The sequence below is a fragment of the Massilia sp. IC2-476 genome (genome assembly GCF_020707295.1).
In the GTDB taxonomy this organism is placed as follows: Bacteria; Pseudomonadota; Gammaproteobacteria; order Burkholderiales; family Burkholderiaceae_D; genus Telluria.
This window is the reverse complement of sequence record NZ_JAJFER010000008.1, coordinates 94,418-111,981: the sequence shown is the minus strand read 5'-3', so window position 1 is coordinate 111,981 and position 17,564 is coordinate 94,418. Positions and strand designations below refer to the sequence as shown.

15 protein-coding genes are annotated in these 17,564 nt (G+C 66.0%); 1 reads left to right on the top strand and 14 read right to left on the bottom strand.

The features are described 5' to 3' along the window. Nucleotides 1-30: 30 nt before the first annotated feature. The 7 genes from LK539_RS19685 to LK539_RS19655 all read right to left on the bottom strand — a co-directional run bounded on the left by LK539_RS19685 (nt 31) and on the right by LK539_RS19655 (nt 11,057). A complete protein-coding gene (locus LK539_RS19685; RefSeq protein WP_227802757.1) occupies nt 31-1,227 on the bottom strand; it encodes an acetyl-CoA C-acyltransferase in 1,197 nt (398 codons plus the stop codon). Nucleotides 1,228-1,254: 27 nt separating this feature from the next. Then, nucleotides 1,255-3,651 (bottom strand): 3-hydroxyacyl-CoA dehydrogenase/enoyl-CoA hydratase family protein, encoded by a 2,397-nt coding sequence (locus LK539_RS19680; protein ID WP_227802756.1) that lies wholly within the window; start codon nt 3,649-3,651, stop codon nt 1,255-1,257. Between the two features lie 63 nt (nt 3,652-3,714). After that, complete coding sequence (locus LK539_RS19675; RefSeq protein ID WP_227802755.1) at nt 3,715-5,505, bottom strand: acyl-CoA dehydrogenase C-terminal domain-containing protein; 1,791 nt, start codon at nt 5,503-5,505, stop codon at nt 3,715-3,717. Between the two features lie 46 nt (nt 5,506-5,551). Next, a complete protein-coding gene (locus LK539_RS19670; protein WP_227802754.1) occupies nt 5,552-6,157 on the bottom strand; it encodes a TetR/AcrR family transcriptional regulator in 606 nt (201 codons plus the stop codon). Nucleotides 6,158-6,477: 320 nt separating this feature from the next. After that, a complete protein-coding gene (locus LK539_RS19665; RefSeq protein ID WP_227802753.1) occupies nt 6,478-7,857 on the bottom strand; it encodes a DUF1501 domain-containing protein in 1,380 nt (459 codons plus the stop codon). An 11-nt stretch (nt 7,858-7,868) separates the two neighbouring features. Next, the gene (locus LK539_RS19660; protein ID WP_227802752.1) at nt 7,869-9,689 is read right to left on the bottom strand and encodes a DUF1800 family protein; all 1,821 of its coding nucleotides are present in this window, start codon (nt 9,687-9,689) and stop codon (nt 7,869-7,871) included. A 126-nt stretch (nt 9,690-9,815) separates the two neighbouring features. Continuing rightward, on the bottom strand, nt 9,816-11,057 hold the full coding sequence (locus LK539_RS19655; RefSeq protein WP_227802751.1) for a glycosyltransferase: 1,242 nt from the start codon (nt 11,055-11,057) through the stop codon (nt 9,816-9,818). 136 nt (nt 11,058-11,193) lie between these two features. On the opposite strand from LK539_RS19655, the gene LK539_RS19650 reads away from it, so the two are divergent. Beyond that, nucleotides 11,194-11,895 carry a MerR family transcriptional regulator gene (locus tag LK539_RS19650; protein WP_227802750.1) on the top strand — a complete coding sequence of 234 codons (702 nt, stop codon included), beginning with the start codon at nt 11,194-11,196 and terminating at the stop codon, nt 11,893-11,895. A gap of 3 nt (nt 11,896-11,898) precedes the next feature. On the opposite strand, the gene LK539_RS19645 is transcribed toward LK539_RS19650, so the two are convergent. From LK539_RS19645 to nudB, 7 genes are all read right to left on the bottom strand, one after another. Next, the gene (locus LK539_RS19645) at nt 11,899-12,282 is read right to left on the bottom strand and encodes an RNA-binding S4 domain-containing protein (protein WP_227802749.1); all 384 of its coding nucleotides are present in this window, start codon (nt 12,280-12,282) and stop codon (nt 11,899-11,901) included. A gap of 15 nt (nt 12,283-12,297) precedes the next feature. Then, nucleotides 12,298-13,458, bottom strand: a complete 1,161-nt coding sequence (clsB, locus tag LK539_RS19640) for a cardiolipin synthase ClsB (protein WP_227802748.1) — start codon at nt 13,456-13,458, stop codon at nt 12,298-12,300. Nucleotides 13,459-13,461: 3 nt separating this feature from the next. Further along, complete coding sequence (locus LK539_RS19635; protein ID WP_227802747.1) at nt 13,462-14,271, bottom strand: endonuclease/exonuclease/phosphatase family protein; 810 nt, start codon at nt 14,269-14,271, stop codon at nt 13,462-13,464. An 86-nt stretch (nt 14,272-14,357) separates the two neighbouring features. After that, a complete protein-coding gene (locus tag LK539_RS19630; RefSeq protein ID WP_227802746.1) occupies nt 14,358-15,104 on the bottom strand; it encodes an ATP-binding cassette domain-containing protein in 747 nt (248 codons plus the stop codon). A gap of 12 nt (nt 15,105-15,116) precedes the next feature. Continuing rightward, nucleotides 15,117-15,950: an aliphatic sulfonate ABC transporter permease SsuC gene (gene ssuC / locus LK539_RS19625; RefSeq protein ID WP_227802745.1), complete on the bottom strand. Its 834-nt coding sequence runs from the start codon at nt 15,948-15,950 to the stop codon at nt 15,117-15,119. Between the two features lie 11 nt (nt 15,951-15,961). Continuing rightward, nucleotides 15,962-16,948 (bottom strand): sulfonate ABC transporter substrate-binding protein, encoded by a 987-nt coding sequence (locus LK539_RS19620; RefSeq protein ID WP_227802744.1) that lies wholly within the window; start codon nt 16,946-16,948, stop codon nt 15,962-15,964. 125 nt (nt 16,949-17,073) lie between these two features. Next, nucleotides 17,074-17,526 (bottom strand): dihydroneopterin triphosphate diphosphatase, encoded by a 453-nt coding sequence (gene nudB / locus LK539_RS19615; RefSeq protein WP_227802743.1) that lies wholly within the window; start codon nt 17,524-17,526, stop codon nt 17,074-17,076. Nucleotides 17,527-17,564 lie beyond the last annotated feature (38 nt).

Sequence of the window (17,564 nt, the reverse complement as noted above, 5' to 3'; positions counted from 1 at the left end):
CCCGCCCACGCGGTGATTGCTATCCGACGATTAAACGCGCTCGATGATGCCTGCTGCGCCCATGCCGGCGCCGACGCACATCGTCACCATGCCGTACTTCAGGTTGTTGCGGCGCAGTGCGTGCACGACGGTCGCGGCGCGGATCGCGCCGGTCGCGCCCAGCGGGTGACCGAGGGCGATTGCGCCGCCCATCGGGTTGACCTTCGACGTATCCAGACCGAGGTCGCGGATCACGGCCAGCGCCTGTGCGGCGAAGGCTTCGTTCAGTTCGATCCAGTCCAGCTGGTCCTGGCTGATGCCGGCCGCGGCCAGGGCTGCAGGGATGGCGACCTTCGGGCCGATGCCCATGATCTCCGGCGGCACGCCGCGCACGGCGAAGGAGGAGAACTTGGCCAGCGGGGTCAGGTTGTGCTCCTTCAGGATCTTCTCGCTGACGACGATCAGGGCACCGGCGCCGTCCGACATCTGCGACGAGGTCGCGGCGGTCACGCTGCCCTTGGCGGCGAACACCGGCTTGAGCTTGGCCATCGATTCCATCGAGGCGTCGGCGCGCGGGCCTTCGTCCAGGTCCACGGTACGACGCTTGACCGTGATTTCACCGGTGGCCAGGTTCGGGGTGCGGGTGACGATTTCGACCGGGGTGATCTCGTCCTTGAAGTAGCCAGCCTGCTGGGCGGCGATGGCGCGGCGGTGCGATTCCAGGCCGAAGGCGTCCTGGTCTTCGCGCGACACCTTCCACTGCTCAGCCACCTTCTCGGCGGTCAGGCCCATGCCGTAGGCCAGGCCCACGTTTTCGTCCTTGAACGTTTCCATGTTGATCGAAGGATGGTGGCCCATCATCGGGACCATCGACATCGATTCGACGCCGCCGGCGATCATCACGTCGGCTTCGCCCACGCGGATGCGGTCGGCCGCCATGGCCAGGGCGGTGATGCCCGAAGCGCAGTAGCGGTTGACGGTGACGCCGCCGACGGTGTTCGGCAGGCCAGCCAGCACCACCGAGTTACGCGCCACGTTGAAGCCCTGCTCCGCTTCCGGGAACGAGCAGCCGACGATGGCGTCGACGATCAGGGCCGGATCCAGGTTCGGCACGGCCGCCATGGCGCCGCGGATGGCGTGCACCAGCAGGTCGTCCGGACGGGTCTTGTTGAAGAAGCCGCGCGGCGCCTTGCCGATCGGGGTGCGGGTCGCTGCGACGATGTATGCGTCTTGAAGTTGTTTGCTCATGATTTGTCGTCCTGTTCTGTCGTCGCTTTAGTTGCGCACCGGCTTACCGTTTTGCATCATGCCCATGATGCGCTCCTGGGTCTTCGGATTGCCCAGCAGCGCGATGAAAGCCTTGCGTTCCATGTCGAGCAGCCACTGCTCGGACACGACGCTGCCCTGGTCGATGTCGCCGCCGGTCACGATCTCGGCGATGGTGTCGCCCAGGTGGTAGTCGTAGGCCGAGATGAAGCCGCCGTCACGCATGTTGACCAGCTGGCCGCGGATGGTCGCCCAGCCGTAGCGGCCGGTGACCTGGACCGGGCGGCGCGCCGGGGCGCGGTAGCCGGCGTCGAACATGGCGCGCGCGGTGGTCTTCGCCACGTGCAGCAGTTCGTACGGGTTGAAGACGATGATGTCGTCTTCCTTCAGGTAGCCCATGGCCTTCGCTTCCAGGGCCGATTTCGACACCTGCGCGGTGGCCGCGTTGGTGAAGCCGGTCTTCAGGAATTGCAGGATGTCGTTGCCCTTGGCTTCGGTGAAGGCGCGTACTGCCGCTTCCTTCAGGCCGCCGCCGGCCGGCACCAGGCCGACGCCCACTTCCACCAGGCCGATGTAGGACTCGATCGAGGCCACGCGCTTCGATGCGTGCAGCGCCATCTCGCAGCCGCCGCCCAGCGCCAGGCCTGCAACCGCAGCGACCACCGGGATGTTCGAGTACTTCATCTGCATGAACACGTCCTGCAGCTGGCGCACCATGGGTTCCATCGCCTTGGCGCCGCCCATCATGAAGGCCGGCATGGCCGACTGCAGGTCGGCGCCGGCCGAGAAGGCGCCGCCTTCGGCCGCGTCGGTGTTCCAGATCACCAGGCCCTTGTAGCCCTTCTCCGCTTCTTCCATGCCGCGCTGCAGGCCCTTCACCACGCCCTCGCCGATGACATGCATCTTGGTCTTGAGCGAGATGACCAGCACTTCGTCGTCCGAGTGCCACAGGCGCACCGAGTCGTCCTCGAACACGGTGGTGCCGGCAGTCTTCGGATCGACGGTGGTCGAGCCGACCACCGGTGCGCGGAACTGCTGGCGCTGGTACACCGGCAGATCCGACACCGGCACATAGGCGTTCTTCGAGACCGAGTACGAACCTTCCGCGGTGTGCACGCCCTTCTCTGCCACCGGGCCTTCGAACACCCAAGCCGGCAGCGGTGCGTTGGTCAGGGCCTTGCCTGCGTCGATGTCTTCCTTCACCCACTGGGCGATCTGGGTCCAGCCGGCGGCTTGCCAGGTCTCGAACGGACCGACGCTCCAGCCGAAGCCCCAGCGCATCGCGAAGTCGACGTCGCGCGCGTTGTCAGCGATCGTGTCGAGGTGGAAGGCGATGTAGTGGAAGGCGTCGCGGAAGATCGCCCACAGGAACTGCGCCTGCGGGTTGGTCGATTCACGCATGGCCTTGAACTTCTTGACCGGGTCTTTTTCTTTCAGGATGCGAGCGACGATGTCGGCCGCTTTCGCGCCGCCTGTGACGTATTCGCCGGTGGCGAAATCGAGGCGCTGGATCTCCTTGCCGACCTTCTTGTAGAAGCCGGCGCCGGCCTTCTGGCCCAGGGCGCCCTTCTCGATCAGCTTCGACAGCACTTCAGGGGTCTTGTAGACGCTGAAGAACGGGTCGTCGGCCAGGTTGTCCTGCATGGTCTTGATGACGTGGCCCATGGTGTCCAGGCCCACGACGTCGGCGGTACGGAAAGTACCCGACTTCGCGCGGCCCAGCTTGGCGCCGGTCAGGTCGTCGACCACGTCCACCGACAGGCCGAACTTCTCGGCTTCGTGGATGGTGGCCAGCATGCCGAAGATGCCGACACGGTTGGCGATGAAGTTCGGGGTGTCTTTTGCACGCACCACGCCCTTGCCCAGGGTCGAGGTCAGGAAGGTCTCGAGCTGGTCGAGGATTTCAGGACGGGTGCTGGTGGTCGGAATCAGTTCGACCAGGTGCATGTAGCGCGGCGGGTTGAAGAAGTGCACGCCGCAGAAGCGCGCCTTCAGTTCGTCGTCGAAGCCTTCGGCCAGCTTGTTGATCGACAGGCCCGAGGTGTTGGAGGCGAAGATCGCGTTCTTGGCGATGTGCGGCGCGACCTTCTTGTACAGGTCATGCTTCCAGTCCATGCGTTCGGCGATGGCTTCGATGATCAGGTCGCAGCCAGCCAGCACGTCGAGGCTGTCCTCGTAGTTGGCCACTTCGATCAGGGCTGCGTCATCCTTGTTGCCCAGCGGGGCCGGCGACAGTTTCTTCAGGCCTTCGATGGCCTTGAGGACGATGGCGTTCTTGGGGCCTTCCTTGGCCGGCAGGTCGAACAGCACGACCGGCACCTTGGCGTTCACGCAGTGCGCAGCGATCTGCGCGCCCATCACGCCGGCGCCCAGCACGGCGACTTTCTTCACGATGAAATTGGACATTCTTGTTTCCTTAGGAATAAGTCATGGCCCCGCATTCGTCTGCGGGGGCCATGTGATGGAGTGTTAGAACAGGTCTGCGTCCATGGCCAGCAGGTTCGCCGAACCCGAACGTGCCTGGCGGATCAGCATCGCGGTTTCCGGGTACAGGCGGGCGAAGTAGAAGCGTGCGGTGTGCAGCTTCGCTTCGTAGAACTTGTCGCCGGAGTCCTGCTTGGCCAGTGCGATCTTCGCCATCTGGGCGAAGAAGTAGCTGAACACCAGGTGGCCCACGACGCGCAGGTAAGGCACGGCGGCGGCGCCGACTTCGTCCTGGTTCTGGAAGGCCTTCATGCCGATTTCCATGGTCAGCTTGGTGACCTTTTCACCGAGCTCGCCCAGCGGGGTCACGAATTCCGACATCGATTCGTCCAGGCCGTTCTCTTCGACGAAAGCCTTGATCTTCTCGCCGAAGGCACGCAGCTTGGTGCCGTTGTCCATCAGGATCTTACGGCCCAGCAGGTCCAGCGACTGCACGGTGTTGGTGCCTTCGTAGATCATGTTGATGCGGGCGTCGCGCACGTACTGCTCCATGCCCCACTCGCTGATGTAGCCGTGGCCGCCGTAGACCTGCATCGCTTCCGAGGTCGCGATCCAGCCGTTGTCGGTGATGAAGGCCTTGACGATCGGGGTCAGCAGCGCGACTTCGCCGGCGGCTTCCTTGCGCACCGCTTCGTCCGGGTGGTTCAGTTCACGGTCGATCTGCAGCGCGATGTACGAGGTCAGGGCGCGCGCGCCTTCGGCGAAGGCTTTCGCGGTCAGCAGCATGCGGCGCACGTCCGGGTGCACGATGATCGGGTCGGCCGGCTTGTCCGGTGCCTTCGGGCCCGACAGCGAACGCATCTGGATGCGGTCTTTTGCGTACACCAGCGCGTTCTGGTAGGCGACTTCGGTCAGGCCCAGCGACTGCATGCCAACGCCCAGGCGGGCGGCGTTCATGAACACGAACATCGCCTGCAGGCCCTTGTGCGGCTGGCCGATCAGGGTGCCGATCGCGCCGTCCAGGTTCATCTGGCAGGTGGCGTTGCCGTGGATGCCCATCTTTTCTTCGATGGCGCCGCAGGCGATGCCGTTGCGCTCGCCAATCGAGCCGTCGGCATTGACCTTGAATTTCGGGACCAGGAACAGCGAGATGCCCTTCGAGCCTTCCGGTGCGTCCGGCAGGCGCGCCAGCACCAGGTGGACGATGTTCTCGGCCATGTCGTGTTCGCCGGCCGAGATGAAGATCTTGGAGCCGCTGATGCTGTAGGTGCCGTCGGCCTGCGGTTCGGCCTTGGTGCGCAGCAGGCCCAGGTCGGTGCCGCAATGCGCTTCGGTCAGGCACATGGTGCCGGTCCATTCGCCCGAGACCAGCTTCGGCAGGAACAGCTTCTTCTGCTCGTCGGTGCCGTGCTCCTTCAGGCACTCGTAGGCGCCGTGCGACAGGCCCGGGTACATGGTCCATGCCTGGTTCGAGGAGTTCAGCATCTCGTAGAACGAGTTGTTGAGCGAAACCGGCAGGCCCTGGCCGCCATATTCCGGATCGCATGCCAGCGCGGCCCAGCCGCCTTCGACATACTGTTTATACGCTTCCTTGAAGCCCTTCGGGGTGGTCACGGCCTTGGTGGTCGCGTCGAAGTGGCAGCCTTCGCGGTCGCCCGAGTGGTTCAGCGGGAACAGCACTTCCTGCGTGAACTTCGCACCTTCTTCCAGCACCTGGTTGATGATGTCGGCGTCGATTTCCTGGTAGGCAGGCAGGTTCTTGAACTCTTCGCTGACATTGAGGAATTCGTGCAGAACGAACTGCATATCCCGGATTGGCGCGACGTACTGACCCATGGTTTTCTCCTGAACGAAGGTAAAAGTGTGTTTGACTGGCGGCGCGTTATTGGGCCGGCATGGATGGATTGCGATAATTTTCGATCAGCCGCTCGAAACCGCGGCGGGCACGTTCGACCGCACCCGGCATGCGCAGGAAGCGCGCATCGTGGTGCAGGGCCAGGATCAGCCCATACATCTCGTACACCAGCTGGTCGGCGTCGGTGTCGGCACGCAGGTGGCCGACCTCGATCGCCTGGCGCGCGGCGCGCTGCAATGCGCCCTGCCAGGCCTGCACCATCTTGACCAGCTCCTCGCGGATCGGGCCCGGACGGTCGTCGTACTCGACGGCGCCGCTGATGTAGATGCAGCCGGACGCGATCTCGACCGAGACGCGCGCCAGCCAGCGGTCGAACATCGACTGCAGGCGCGGCAGGCCGCGCGGCTCGCGTACGCTCGGGAAGAACACTTCCTGCTCGAAGCGGTGGTGATACAGCTTGACTACCTCGAGCTGCAGGTCTTCGCGCGAACCGAAGTGGGCGAACACGCCGGACTTGGACATGTTCATCCGGTCGGCCAGCAAACCAATGGTCAGGCCTTCCAGGCCATCGCGGCTCGACAGCTCGAGCGCCACGTCCAGGATCGCTGCCCGCGTGAGTTCGCCCTTGCGCATGAATTTTGCTGAAGTAGTAATGACAGCCCCTGAATCGAAAAAATCCGAACGCTCGTACTATTATCTACCAGAGATGAAATGTCAAACGGGAACTTAGAGGCGAGATTCTATTGATGCACGACAACGGTAGGCGGAGAAACCACCTACAGGACGTTCCTGCCCGATGGCGGGCAGGACAACGTTGTCGCAGACATAAAGGTAACCGATTTTCGGCCCGCGTGGCGCGGAGGCGGGCAGATTTGCTTGCAGTTGGAGGGGAAGGATTGGCCCGGGAATGGGCCGGACCAGGCCTGCCGGGCGGCAGGCCTGTAAGGTGGGCGTCAGCCCATGAAGCCGAGGTTCTTGAGCGGGAAGCGGACCAGCTCGTTCTTGAACACCTGGTTCTCGAGCACCTCGACGTCGGCGCCCATCCATTGGCCCAGGGTGGCGCCGTACTGCTGGTTGGAGAACTGGGGAATCCAGACCCCGCGGCCAGTCGCATCGTGGGCACCGCCCAGTGTGAAGTCCGGGAAGGCGCCATACAGGCCGCCCTGGACCGCATTCCCGATGATCAGCTGGTGGTTGCCCCAGGCATGGTCGGTGCCGCCGCTGGCCGGCTGCAGGGTGCGGCCGAAATCGGACATGGTGAAGCTGGTGACCATGTCGGCGGCGCCGATTTCGTTCAAGGCTTCCTGGAAGGCGCCGAGCGAGCGCGACACCTGGCGCAGCATCTCGAACTGCTGGTAGGCCTGGGTGCCGTGGGTGTCGAAACCGCCCTGTGAGACGAAGAACACCTGGCGGCCCGGTCCCTGCTGCGCGCGCATGCGGATCAGCTGGGCCACGGTCTTGAGCTGCTGCGCCAGGCCGTAGCCCGGGAACACCGTCGCCAGCGGAGTGGCCGCATTCGCCGCTTTCAGTTCCTGCGCCAGTCCGATGCCGTCCAGCAGGGCCTTGTTGGCGGCGCCATCGACCGGATTGGCGCCCGGCGCATTCAGGATCTGCATCAGCGCCGCCTGCCGGGTGTCCGATTCGGACTGCGGCCAGAAGTTCATGCCCAGCAGGTTGAGTTGTCCATTGGCCGGCAGCACGTTGCCATGAATGGTCGCGCCTTCCACGAACAGGCCATTGCCGCCGACGGCGACCGCGCTCAGGCTGCCTTGCGCGCCCAGTGCCTCGACCAGGCGCCCGCCCCAGCCGGTACCGCCCACGGACGGGGTGCCGGCCTGGTTCTGCAGGTTCTGGTCCGGGTGCGAGAACAGCTGGGCCGGCACGCCGATGCCGGACTGGTACTGTGCCTTGCTCAGGGGCTGGTGCAGGCTGCCCACGTTCAGCAGTGCCGCCACCTTGCCCTGCTGGTACAGGGCGTCGATCTCGGGCATGCCGTAGTGGAAGGCGAACGGCTGCTCGACCGGGTTGTCGACTGCCTTCAGGGTGCTGCTGCGGGTGCCCAGCAGGGTGTTCGCCCCCTGGGACAGGGCCAGTCCGCTGCTGCTGCGGATCGCCGTGTACTTGCCATAGCGGCTCGGGTCGAGCGGCACGATCATGTTATTGCCATCGTTGCCGCCAAACAGGTAGACGCAGACCAGGGCCTTGTAGTCGGACACGGCCGCCTTGGCGCTGCGCGGCGCGCCCAGCAGGCCGAGCGAGGACAAGGCGCCCAGCATGCCGACCTGTGCGCTCCTGCCGAGGAAGGAGCGGCGGGACATCGAGTGTTTGCTCATGGTGTTTCCTTTCAATGCTGGACGGCGAAGTCGGCGGTGATCGCCGTCAGGTACAAGGCGGTGAGCGCACGCTGCTTCTTGTCGGTGGTGGCGGACACGCTGGCGAGGATGGCCTGGCGGGTTGCCGGGCTCATGCGGCCGTGGAGCAGGGTCGCATCCACCAGGCTGACCAGCGCGGCTGGGTCGCCGGCGGCGTTCATGTAAGGACCGAGATCGATCTTGATCATGCTGGCGAACTCGTCGTTCAGCAGGCGGTACACGAAGTTGGCGCGCGCCACGGCCAGCGCCGGGGTATAGACCTGGAACTCGGGGCCGAACTGCTCCGGATGCCCCGGCAGCGGCGTCAGCGGCGAGAAGAAGCTGAACACGGTCGGCGCATTCAGCAGCTGCTGGCCCAGCAGCGAAGTCTCCCAGAACAGGTTGGCGGGGTTCAGCACGTTGCCATTGGCGGCGCGCACCAGGCTGAGGATCTGCAGGATCGGATCTTTCAGCTTGCCGGACGGTGCACCGTCGTTGCGCGCGTCGGGATCCAGCAGGACTGCCGTGATCGTTGCCTTCATGTCGCCGCGTCCGGCCGGGCCGTTGGCGAATACGTCCGCGACCCGGGCGATGTAGGCCGGGCTCGGATTGCTGGTCACCAGCGCACGGATCAGGCGCGTTGCCACGAAGGGCGCGATGTTCGGGTGCTGGAACAGGTTCTGCATCGCCGCGTCGAAGTCCTGCTGCGCGCTCTGCCCTGCCGGCAGCGTCACGCCCTGGAGCAGCGTCTTGGCGCCCTTGTCGTGCATGCTGTCGAGCGGCTGCATCGGGCCGCTGAAGTTTTCAAAGTTGAGGCGGTTGGCCGGGCCGGCATAGGTCCAGCCGCTCAGTGCGCGGGCCAGCTCGCCGATGGTCTGCTGGTCATAGCTGGCCACCGCTTCGCCGAAGCGGTCGCGCTGGATGCTGCCGTCCTGGTTGAGCATGACCGGGCCGATGGTGAACAGCTGCATGACTTCGCGCGCATAGTTCTCGTTCGGCGCCGGGAGTACGCTGTTGCCCATGTCCAGGTACTTGCCCATGGCGGGATTCAGCGACATCTCGCGCAGCAGGTTGTAGTAGTTGCCGAACGCATGATTCTGCAGCGTGGTGAGCCAGGGCTGCATTTCGTTCGCATACGGATTCTTGTCTGCCGAGACCACGAAGATCTGCGACAGCGCGAAGATGATGCGCTGGCGCAGCTGGTCCTGGCCGCTGGCCATGTTCTTGAACCAGTTGGTGCGCAAGACGTTCAGGTCGCCCGTGACCGGCATCGGGCTGGGCGCCGTGCTGAACTGCTGGTCCAGCCAGGCGGCCTGCCCCATCTGCTTGTAGGCGGCAATCGCGGCCGGGGTCGGGCCGAAGCTGGCCTGTTGCAGGAAGCGCGCGGCCGCCTGCGTCTGGGCGTCCGGCGCAGGCTCCGGGGTCGGCGTCGGCGTCGGGGTCGGATTGGGGGTCGGCGTGCCGGCAGTCGACACCAGGGTCAGGGCGACGCTGGCGCTGGCCTGCACCGGCGCCCACTGCGTGGTCTGACCCCGGATGGTGATGACCGGATTCGGTGGCATGACCGCGGGCGCGCGGTATTCGCCGTTCTGCGAGTTGACGGTGCCATAGGTCGCGTTGCCGCCTGCAACGCCGTTGACGCTGAAGTTCATCGACATGCCCTTGCCATCGACCTTGCCGCTCAGCCAAACGGTCTTGCCGAGCTGGACAACGCCATTCCTGGCGGTGGTGTCGATGGTGGCGGTCGCGGCCCAGGCTGGACTCGACAGTCCCAGCACACAGGCCAGGGACAGCGCACGGAAGCGCTCGATCATGGTTTCTCCTCGTCGGCACGATGTGCCGTGGTTGTTGGTACGCAATCGGCATGTGTCGCGCCTCATGCAGGTCCGTCAAATGTATTTACGATTATATTGTCGTACGGAAACTGTTTCTAATTGTCATTAAAATGTATGCACTACGCGTAATCCCCCCACGTTTGGGGGCATCCCATTGCTCAGGAGCTGAGCCGCAACAGCGGCGCCATCCGGATCGACATGACTGGCGACTTCGCGCGCCTGCTGCGCCATCGCCGGCTGCAGGATGTGCCGCAGCAGCTCGGCCACTTGTTCCGGATGCGGTTCTTGTGGCGCGCCTGTCCCGATGCGCAGTTCGGCGACCTGGCGGGCCCAATAGAACTGGTCGTATTGCTGGGGAATGATGAGCTGGGGTGCTCCGGCCAGCGCGGCGGTGCTTGTGGTCCCCGCGCCGCCGTGATGCACGACCGCCGCCACACGCCTGAACAGTGCCTGGTGGTTGCATTCATCGATGAGCAAGCAGTCTTCCGCTGAACCACTCCGATCCAGTCCGGCCCAGCCACGCGACACGATGCACCTGCGCCCCAGGGCACGCGCCGCGGCGGCGAGCAGCGCCGCGGCGCCCTGTCCGGACATCGCGCTGCCGAAGCCGATGTAGACAGGGGCCTCCCCCGCATCCAGGAAGCGCTGCACCTCGTCGGGCAAGGCACGGTCGTCGGCGAGCATCCATGCCCCGGTCTGGATCACTGCGGGATCAGCCGGGCCCGGCCACGGCGCCAGCACCGGATCGGCCGCCAGCCAGGGAAAGCTGGTCAACACGTGGCTGCGGACATCATCGACGGCGGCCAGCCCGAGTGCTGCCCGGTGTTGGTTGAGCGGCGCGCGCCAGGCCAGGTTCCAGCGCTGCGCATCGCGCTCCCAGCGCTCTGGATAGTCGGTGCTCGCGGCATCCGGCCGCTCGCCCAGGCTCGTATAGACGGGCGGCGCATGACAGGGAGAAGGCAAGGCCGCGGGGCAGAAGGCTGCGAAGACGTAGGGAACGCCCATTGCTTCGGCGATCGATGGCGCGGCGATCTGCAGCGCAGTGGCCCCGACGATCAGCTCGCAGCCACGGGCGGCCTCGCTGATGGCGCTGAACTGTGCGGCCAGGGTTCGCTCCGCCATGCCCTGCATATCGGTGGCCGCCGGGGCAGCCGATGCAGCCGGGCCCGGCTGCCGTAGCGCCGGCCCGACAGCGTATGCCCGGAAACCCATGGCTGCGATCCATTCGCAGAAGTCGGGCGGGACGCAGAAACAGGGATCGTGGCCGCGCTCCCGCAGGGCCATTGCGAGGGCCAGCATGGGCTGCACGTCGCCCCTGGTGCCGATGGTCGAAAGAAGTATGCGCATGCTGGTCGTGCTCCTGCTCCGGTTGAACGATGCCGGACAGTCTACAAACTCACGCTACGTGAGATGCAAGGGTGGGGATGCTCTTTCTTCCGGCACTTGAACCTGACGCTGCGTGAGCTTGTACACTGGCACCACCATGGACATCCCCGACACTCCCGGAAAACTCTGGCGCATTGGCGAACTCGCGGCCGCGACCAAGGTGACGGTGAGGACCCTGCACCATTACGAGCAGATCGGCCTGCTGGCCGCGGTGCGGCGCAGCGGCGGCAGGCACCGGCTGTACGACGATGCCGCGGTCAGGCAGCTGTACCGGATCCGTGCGCTGCGCGAACTCGGCCTGTCGCTGGACGACATCAAGGCCAGCCTTGGCCAGGATGAATCATTGATGGGAATGCTCCAGACCCAGCTCGCACGCACCGAAGAGCGCATGCTGCAGTTGGGCGGCTTGCGCGACCGCCTTCGCAGCCTGACGGCACTGCCCGAAAAACATATTGATGCGGACAGCCTCCTGGCAACGCTGGCCGCGATGCGATCAATCGAGCAGCGTTCGCATGCGCCCAAGGCGGGGCAAGGCCTCGGGGCATGGGAACGCGTTGGCCGGGAACTGCGGACATGCATGGACACGGGACTCGCACCGGATGCGCCGGCGGCACAAGAAATCGCCCGGCGCGCACGCGCATTGATCCGGGAATTCAGCGGCGGCGACCCGAGGGTGGAGGAAGCCTTGGCGCGGCTGCGTTCGGTTGCGCCGCCGACTGGCTTGCATGGATGGGATGCGGCGCTGGTGGCCTACCTCGACAAAGCGCTGGCCTGCGGCGCATCGGCGCCGCAGGCGTGAGGACTATTCGTCGTTGATGCGGTTGATGGCCCGGCGGTCGCGCTTGGTCGGACGCCCCTTGAGTTCCATGCTCGGTTCGGGGAACAGCCGGCGCGCGGTCTTGTCGTTTTCGCGCTTGGCGATGCTCTCGTCGGTTTCGAAATACAGCGTGCGCGCCACCGGCGCCGGGCCGCGCGTGCCGGAAATCGCGGCCACGATCACTTCCCAGCGGTCCGAGCCGTTGTCGATGAAGATCTTGTCGTTCACCTTGACGTTGCGCGCCGGTTTGATCGGCTCGCCGTCGATGCGCACGCGGCCGCGGTCGATCGCGTCGGTCGCCATCGAGCGCGTTTTAAAGAAGCGCGCCGCCCACAGCCACTTGTCGATTCGTACGTTGTTGTCTTCCATGTTGCCTACCCTAATTTACGCATAGCCGATCGCGAAGATCCGCATGACCAGTTTATACACCATGTAGGCCAATCCATAGCTCGCACGCCGGAACCAGCCCGTGTGGGCATAATCCTCGGCCCGGATCGGCACGCCGTCCGCGATGCCGCGCTCGATGTGCGCGCGCATGGTGGCGGCGAAACGCTCGTCCAGCACCACGACATTCGCTTCCTGGTTCAGGAACAGCGACAGCCCGTCGCAGTTGCTGGAACCGACCGTGGCCCAGTCGTCGTCCACCACCGCGACCTTGGCGTGCAGCTGGGTCTTGCGGTACTCGACCACCCGGATGCCGTCGGCCAGCAGCTTGGGGTAGAAGGAGTGGGCCACCATATCCTGGATCACGAACTCCCCTACCCCGATGAGCAAGGTGACCTGCACCCCACGCCGCGCCGCATGCGCGAGCGCCTTGCGGAACTTGCGGCCCGGCGCGAAATACGGAGTCGCGAGCAGCACGCTGTGCTTGGCGCGGCCCAGGGCCTGCAGGTAGGCGCGCTGGATGGTGGAACGGTTGCGCAGGTTGTCGCGCACCACGAAGGCGGCGCGCGCGGGGTAGGCGCAGGACTGCTCCGGCTCCTTGCGCATTTCCTTGAACAGCTCGATGCGCTGCCGGAGCTTCAGGCGTCCCGCGCGCAGCCACTGGCCCTGGGCCTCGTCGTGGATCTGGGCCACCAGCGGACCGCGTACCTGGACCGTGAAATCCCAGCGCGGCGCGGGCAGGCGATGTTTGTCGGCATGGTCGCAACGCCAGTCGTCATTGATGTTGATGCCGCCCACGAAGGCGACGTCGCGGTCGACCACGACAATCTTGCGGTGCGAGCGCGCGATGCCGCGCTTGCACCAGGGGTTGAAGACGCGGTACTGCACACCCGCGCTTGCGAAGGCTTCGCCCAGGCGCAGCGCGGGCCGGTGCTCTGTACCGATCCAGTCGACCAGCACGCGCACCTTGACGCCCCGGCGGTCGGCGCGGATCAGGGCGTCGCGCACGGCATGCCCGACCTCGTCCTCGGCGAAGATATAGGTTTCGAACAGGATGTCGTACTGCGCCGCGTCGATGGCGGCGATCAGGGCCGGGAAGAACGCGGTGCCGCTCTCCAGCAGGGTGACATCGTTGTTGTCGACAAAGCTGACGTGGCGCATGGCCTACGCGAGCTGCAGTTCCGCCACGATCGGTGCGTGGTCGGACAGCTTGGCCCACAGCGGGCCGTGCATCACTTGCGCGTTATCCACCTGAAAGCCGCGCACATAGATGCGGTCGAGGCGGAACCAGGGCAGCATGGCCGGGAAGGTGCGCGCCGGCGCCAGGCGCGGCTGCCGGCCGGCCCAGCTGCGCACCATGTCGCCCAGCGGCGACTTCGGTCCCAGCTCGTCGAATACCTCGACTACGCCGAGGGCGTTGCGCAGGCGGTCGCTGAGGGTATTGCGCCAGTCGTTGAAGTCGCCGGCAATGATCACCGGTTCGCCGTGCGAAGAGGCGTTGACGTGCTCGATCAGGGCCTCGGTCTGGCGCCCGCGGCTGCCTTCGAACAGGCCCAGGTGCACCACGTAGCAGTGGACGCGGCCGCCCTGCGTGTTCAGCACGCAGTGCAGGATGCCGCGCTGCTCATAGGCGTGGTCGGAGACGTCGTGGTTGTGCGAATTCTCGATCGGGAAGGCGCTCAGCAGCGCATTGCCGTGGTGGCCGTGGTCGTACACGGCGTTCATGCCGTAGGCGCTGTGGTGCTTCTCGCCCTTGAAGTAATCGTACTGGGCGGTCTCGGGCCAGTGGCGGTGCGCATGCTCTTCCTTGCCGTAGCGTGCCTGGAAACGGTCGTGCCGGCCCTGCACTTCCTGCAGGAAGACGACATCGGCATGGAATTCGGCGATCGCCTTCTTCAACGCGATCACGCGCGGCTGGCTGCGCAGCGAGGAGACGCCCTTGTGGATGTTGTAGGTGGCCACACGAATTTTCATGGGAACATTCTAACAACATCAGGCGCCCAGGCCGGCGCGGCCGGTCCAATCGTGCGGTGCCAGCGGGAAAGGTGCGCGCCCGCTGCTCAGCCGCCCAGGACCTGCCCCAGCAGCCTGCGTTCGAGGGCCGCGAAGTCCGCACTGCCGCGCTCGCGTGGCCGCGCCAGCGGCACCGGGATGTCGCAGGCGATGCGGCCGCCGTCGATGACCAGCACGCGATCGGCCAGGGCCAGCGCCTCCTGGACATCGTGCGTCACCAGCACGGCGCTGAAGCCGTGGCGCAGCCACAGGGTCTCGATCAGGCGCTGCATCTCGATGCGGGTCAAGGCGTCGAGGGCGCCCAGCGGCTCGTCCAGCAGCAGCAGGCGCGGCGCATGCACGAGGGCGCGGGCCAGGGCGACGCGCTGGCGCTGGCCGCCGGACAGCACCGCCGGCCACTCATGGGCACGGGACGCCAGTCCCACCGTCTCCAGGGTTTGCAGTGCCCGGTCCTTGCCCCCAGGCAGCCCGAGGGCGACATTGTCCAGCACGCTTTTCCAGGGCAGCAGGCGCGCATCCTGGAACATCAGGCGCGTCGCGCCCTCGCCGGCCGCCACTTCCACCGCACCGCCATCCGGCGCTTCCAGTCCAGCCAGCAGGCGCAGCAGCGTACTCTTGCCGCAGCCGCTGCGCCCGATCACGGCCACGAACTCACCGGGCGCGATGCGCAGCTCGATGTCGTCCAGCACCAGGCGTTCGCCGTAGCGCTTGCGCAGCGCACGCAGTGCCACGGCTGCGCCCCGGCTACCGGCCACGGCTGCGGGCGGTGCGGCTTCGTCGATCGTCACGTCCATGTCCGGCACCTTTCAGCGATAAGCGGGATTCCAGCGCAGGAAGCGGCGCTCCAGCAGGCGCGCCAACAGGTCGGCGGCCTTGCCCAGCAGGGCATACAGCAGGATGCCGACCAGCACCACGTCGGTCTGGAGGAACTCGCGCGCATTCATCGTCATGTAACCGATGCCCGACTGGGCCGAGATCGTTTCGGCGACGATCAGGAGCACCCACACCAGGCCGAGCGAGAAGCGCACGCCCACCAGGATCGAGGGCAAGGCCGCCGGCAGGATCACGTCACGGTACAGCGGCCAGCCGGACAGGCCGTAGCTGCGCGCCATCTCGATCAGGCCCTGGTCGGCCGAGCGGATGCCGTGGAAGGTGTTCAGGTAGACCGGAAAGAACACACCCACCGCCAGCAGGAACAGCTTGGCGGTCTCGTCGATGCCGAACCACAGGATCACCAGCGGGATCAGGGCCAGCGCCGGGATGTTGCGGATCATCTGCAAGGTGGTGTCGAGCAGGGTCTCGGCGCGCCGCGAGCTGCCGTTGAGCAGGCCCAGCACCAGCCCGAGCCCGGCGCCGATGCCGAAGCCCACGGCCGCGCGCCATAGGCTGGTGCGCAGGTGGGCCCACAGCTCGCCGGATTCGGCCAGCGAGCGGAACGCGGCCAGCACCTGGAGCGGTTCAGGCAGGATGCGGCTCGACAGCCAGCCGGCCTGCGCCGCCACCTGCCAGAACACGATCAGCGCGGCCGGCAGCGCCCAGGGTGCCAGCGCGGCCAGTCCGGCACGGCCGCCGGGCCAGGCCAGGCGCAACGATGACCAGGCCGGGGCCGGGGCCGCATGCAGCAGTTCGGAGTTCGCCATCACGCCACCCTTCAGCGTGCGGACGCCGGCAAGGCGTCCTTCACCGCGATCGGTTTCGGAATCAGTTTCAGGCCGTGGAAGGCATCGGCGATGCGCTGCTGCTCGCGCACCACTTCGTCCGACATCGGTTTCACGCCATAGGCGTAGCGGCGCGCCGCCAGCTCGACCACGTTGCGCGCCAGTCCCGTCTGCGCCGACAGGATGGTCGCCACCTCGGCCGGGTTGGCGCGGCCCCATTCGTCGACCTTGGCGATCTCTTCGATCAGGATGCGCGTGAGCCCCGGCTGGCCCTCGGCGAAGCTGCGCGACGCCAGGTAGAACTGGTGGTTCGACACCAGGCCGCGGCCGTCGACCAGCACGCGCGCACCGAGCTGCTGCTCGGCCGCAGCCAGGAAGGGGTCCCAGATCACCCAGGCGTCGACGCTGCCGCGCTCGAAGGCGGCGCGCGCATCTGCCGGCGGCAGGTAGACCGGCTGGATGGCGTTGTAGGGAATGCCTGCCTTCTCCAGCGCCCTGACCAGCAGGAAGTGCACGTTCGATCCCTTGTTCAGCGCCACCTTCTTGCCGCGCAGGTCCGCCAGGGACCGCAGCGGAGAATCCTTGGGCACCACGATGGCTTCGCTGGACGGCGACGGCGGCTCGTGGCCGACGTAGACCAGGCTGGCGCCGGCGGCCTGGGCGAAGATCGGCGGCGCCTCGCCCACCGTGCCGAAATCGATGCTGCCCACGTTTAATCCTTCGAGCAGCACCGGCCCGGCGGGAAACTCGGTCCACTTGACGCCGATGTTCTGCGCCGCCAGGCGTTTTTCCAGCGTGCCGCGGCCCTTGAGCAGGGTCAGGGTGCCGTATTTCTGGTAGCCGATGCGCACCTGGCTAACGGGCTGGGCCTGGACCAGGCCGGGCAGGCCGGCAGCCAGGCCGGCCGCGATCAGGCCCAGGCTGCGGCGGCGTGCCGGACGCGCGGGATGGTGGCTTGTTTTCTCGTTGTTGACGCTCATGAACTCGCCTTTCTTGATGAGTCCATAGCGTAGAACGCGCCAACTTGAAAGAAAACTAATCGTTTGGCACATCCTTATGCGGCGCCCGTTTTAAGGTTTCGCGCATATCGATGGCCGGATTTCCGCTAGCGCGACACGTGGCGCGGCAGCTGCAGGATGGCTTCGGCGTTCGAGGACGAGAAGCAGCGGTCGGCCGCTTCGAGATGAGGCAGCCAGGCGTATTGGGTGTGCTCGCGCGGGCTCAGGATGACCGGGATGTCGCGCGGCACGCAGACCGAGAACACGTGCTCGGTGTTGTGGGTGACGCCGGGCGCGTAGCGGTGGCGCCAGACCGGGTAGATCTCGTAGACGTTGGACAGCCCCCAGTCGTGCAGGCGGATCCTGTCGCCGTCGGCCACGATGCCGGTTTCCTCGAACAGTTCGCGGGCGGCGGTTTGCAGCAGGGGTTCGTCGGGGGCGTCGAGCGAGCCGGTGACGGATTGCCAGAAGCCCGGGCGATCGGCGCGTTCGATCAGCAAGACCTCCATGGCGGAGGTGTGGATGACGACCAGGACCGATTCGGGAATCTTGTGGGGCATAGGGCCAAATAAAAAACGCGGGCGCAGCCATTATATGG

Coding starts and splice junctions, on each gene's coding strand:
- LK539_RS19685 (WP_227802757.1), bottom strand. CDS start 1,227: ATGAGCAAACAACTTCAAGACGCATACATCGTCGCAGCGACCCGCACC.
- LK539_RS19680 (WP_227802756.1), bottom strand. CDS start 3,651: ATGTCCAATTTCATCGTGAAGAAAGTCGCCGTGCTGGGCGCCGGCGTG.
- LK539_RS19675 (WP_227802755.1), bottom strand. CDS start 5,505: ATGGGTCAGTACGTCGCGCCAATCCGGGATATGCAGTTCGTTCTGCAC.
- LK539_RS19670 (WP_227802754.1), bottom strand. CDS start 6,157: ATGCGCAAGGGCGAACTCACGCGGGCAGCGATCCTGGACGTGGCGCTC.
- LK539_RS19665 (WP_227802753.1), bottom strand. CDS start 7,857: ATGAGCAAACACTCGATGTCCCGCCGCTCCTTCCTCGGCAGGAGCGCA.
- LK539_RS19660 (WP_227802752.1), bottom strand. CDS start 9,689: ATGATCGAGCGCTTCCGTGCGCTGTCCCTGGCCTGTGTGCTGGGACTG.
- LK539_RS19655 (WP_227802751.1), bottom strand. CDS start 11,057: ATGCGCATACTTCTTTCGACCATCGGCACCAGGGGCGACGTGCAGCCC.
- LK539_RS19650 (WP_227802750.1), top strand. CDS start 11,194: ATGGACATCCCCGACACTCCCGGAAAACTCTGGCGCATTGGCGAACTC.
- LK539_RS19645 (WP_227802749.1), bottom strand. CDS start 12,282: ATGGAAGACAACAACGTACGAATCGACAAGTGGCTGTGGGCGGCGCGC.
- clsB (WP_227802748.1), bottom strand. CDS start 13,458: ATGCGCCACGTCAGCTTTGTCGACAACAACGATGTCACCCTGCTGGAG.
- LK539_RS19635 (WP_227802747.1), bottom strand. CDS start 14,271: ATGAAAATTCGTGTGGCCACCTACAACATCCACAAGGGCGTCTCCTCG.
- LK539_RS19630 (WP_227802746.1), bottom strand. CDS start 15,104: ATGGACGTGACGATCGACGAAGCCGCACCGCCCGCAGCCGTGGCCGGT.
- ssuC (WP_227802745.1), bottom strand. CDS start 15,950: ATGGCGAACTCCGAACTGCTGCATGCGGCCCCGGCCCCGGCCTGGTCA.
- LK539_RS19620 (WP_227802744.1), bottom strand. CDS start 16,948: ATGAGCGTCAACAACGAGAAAACAAGCCACCATCCCGCGCGTCCGGCA.
- nudB (WP_227802743.1), bottom strand. CDS start 17,526: ATGCCCCACAAGATTCCCGAATCGGTCCTGGTCGTCATCCACACCTCC.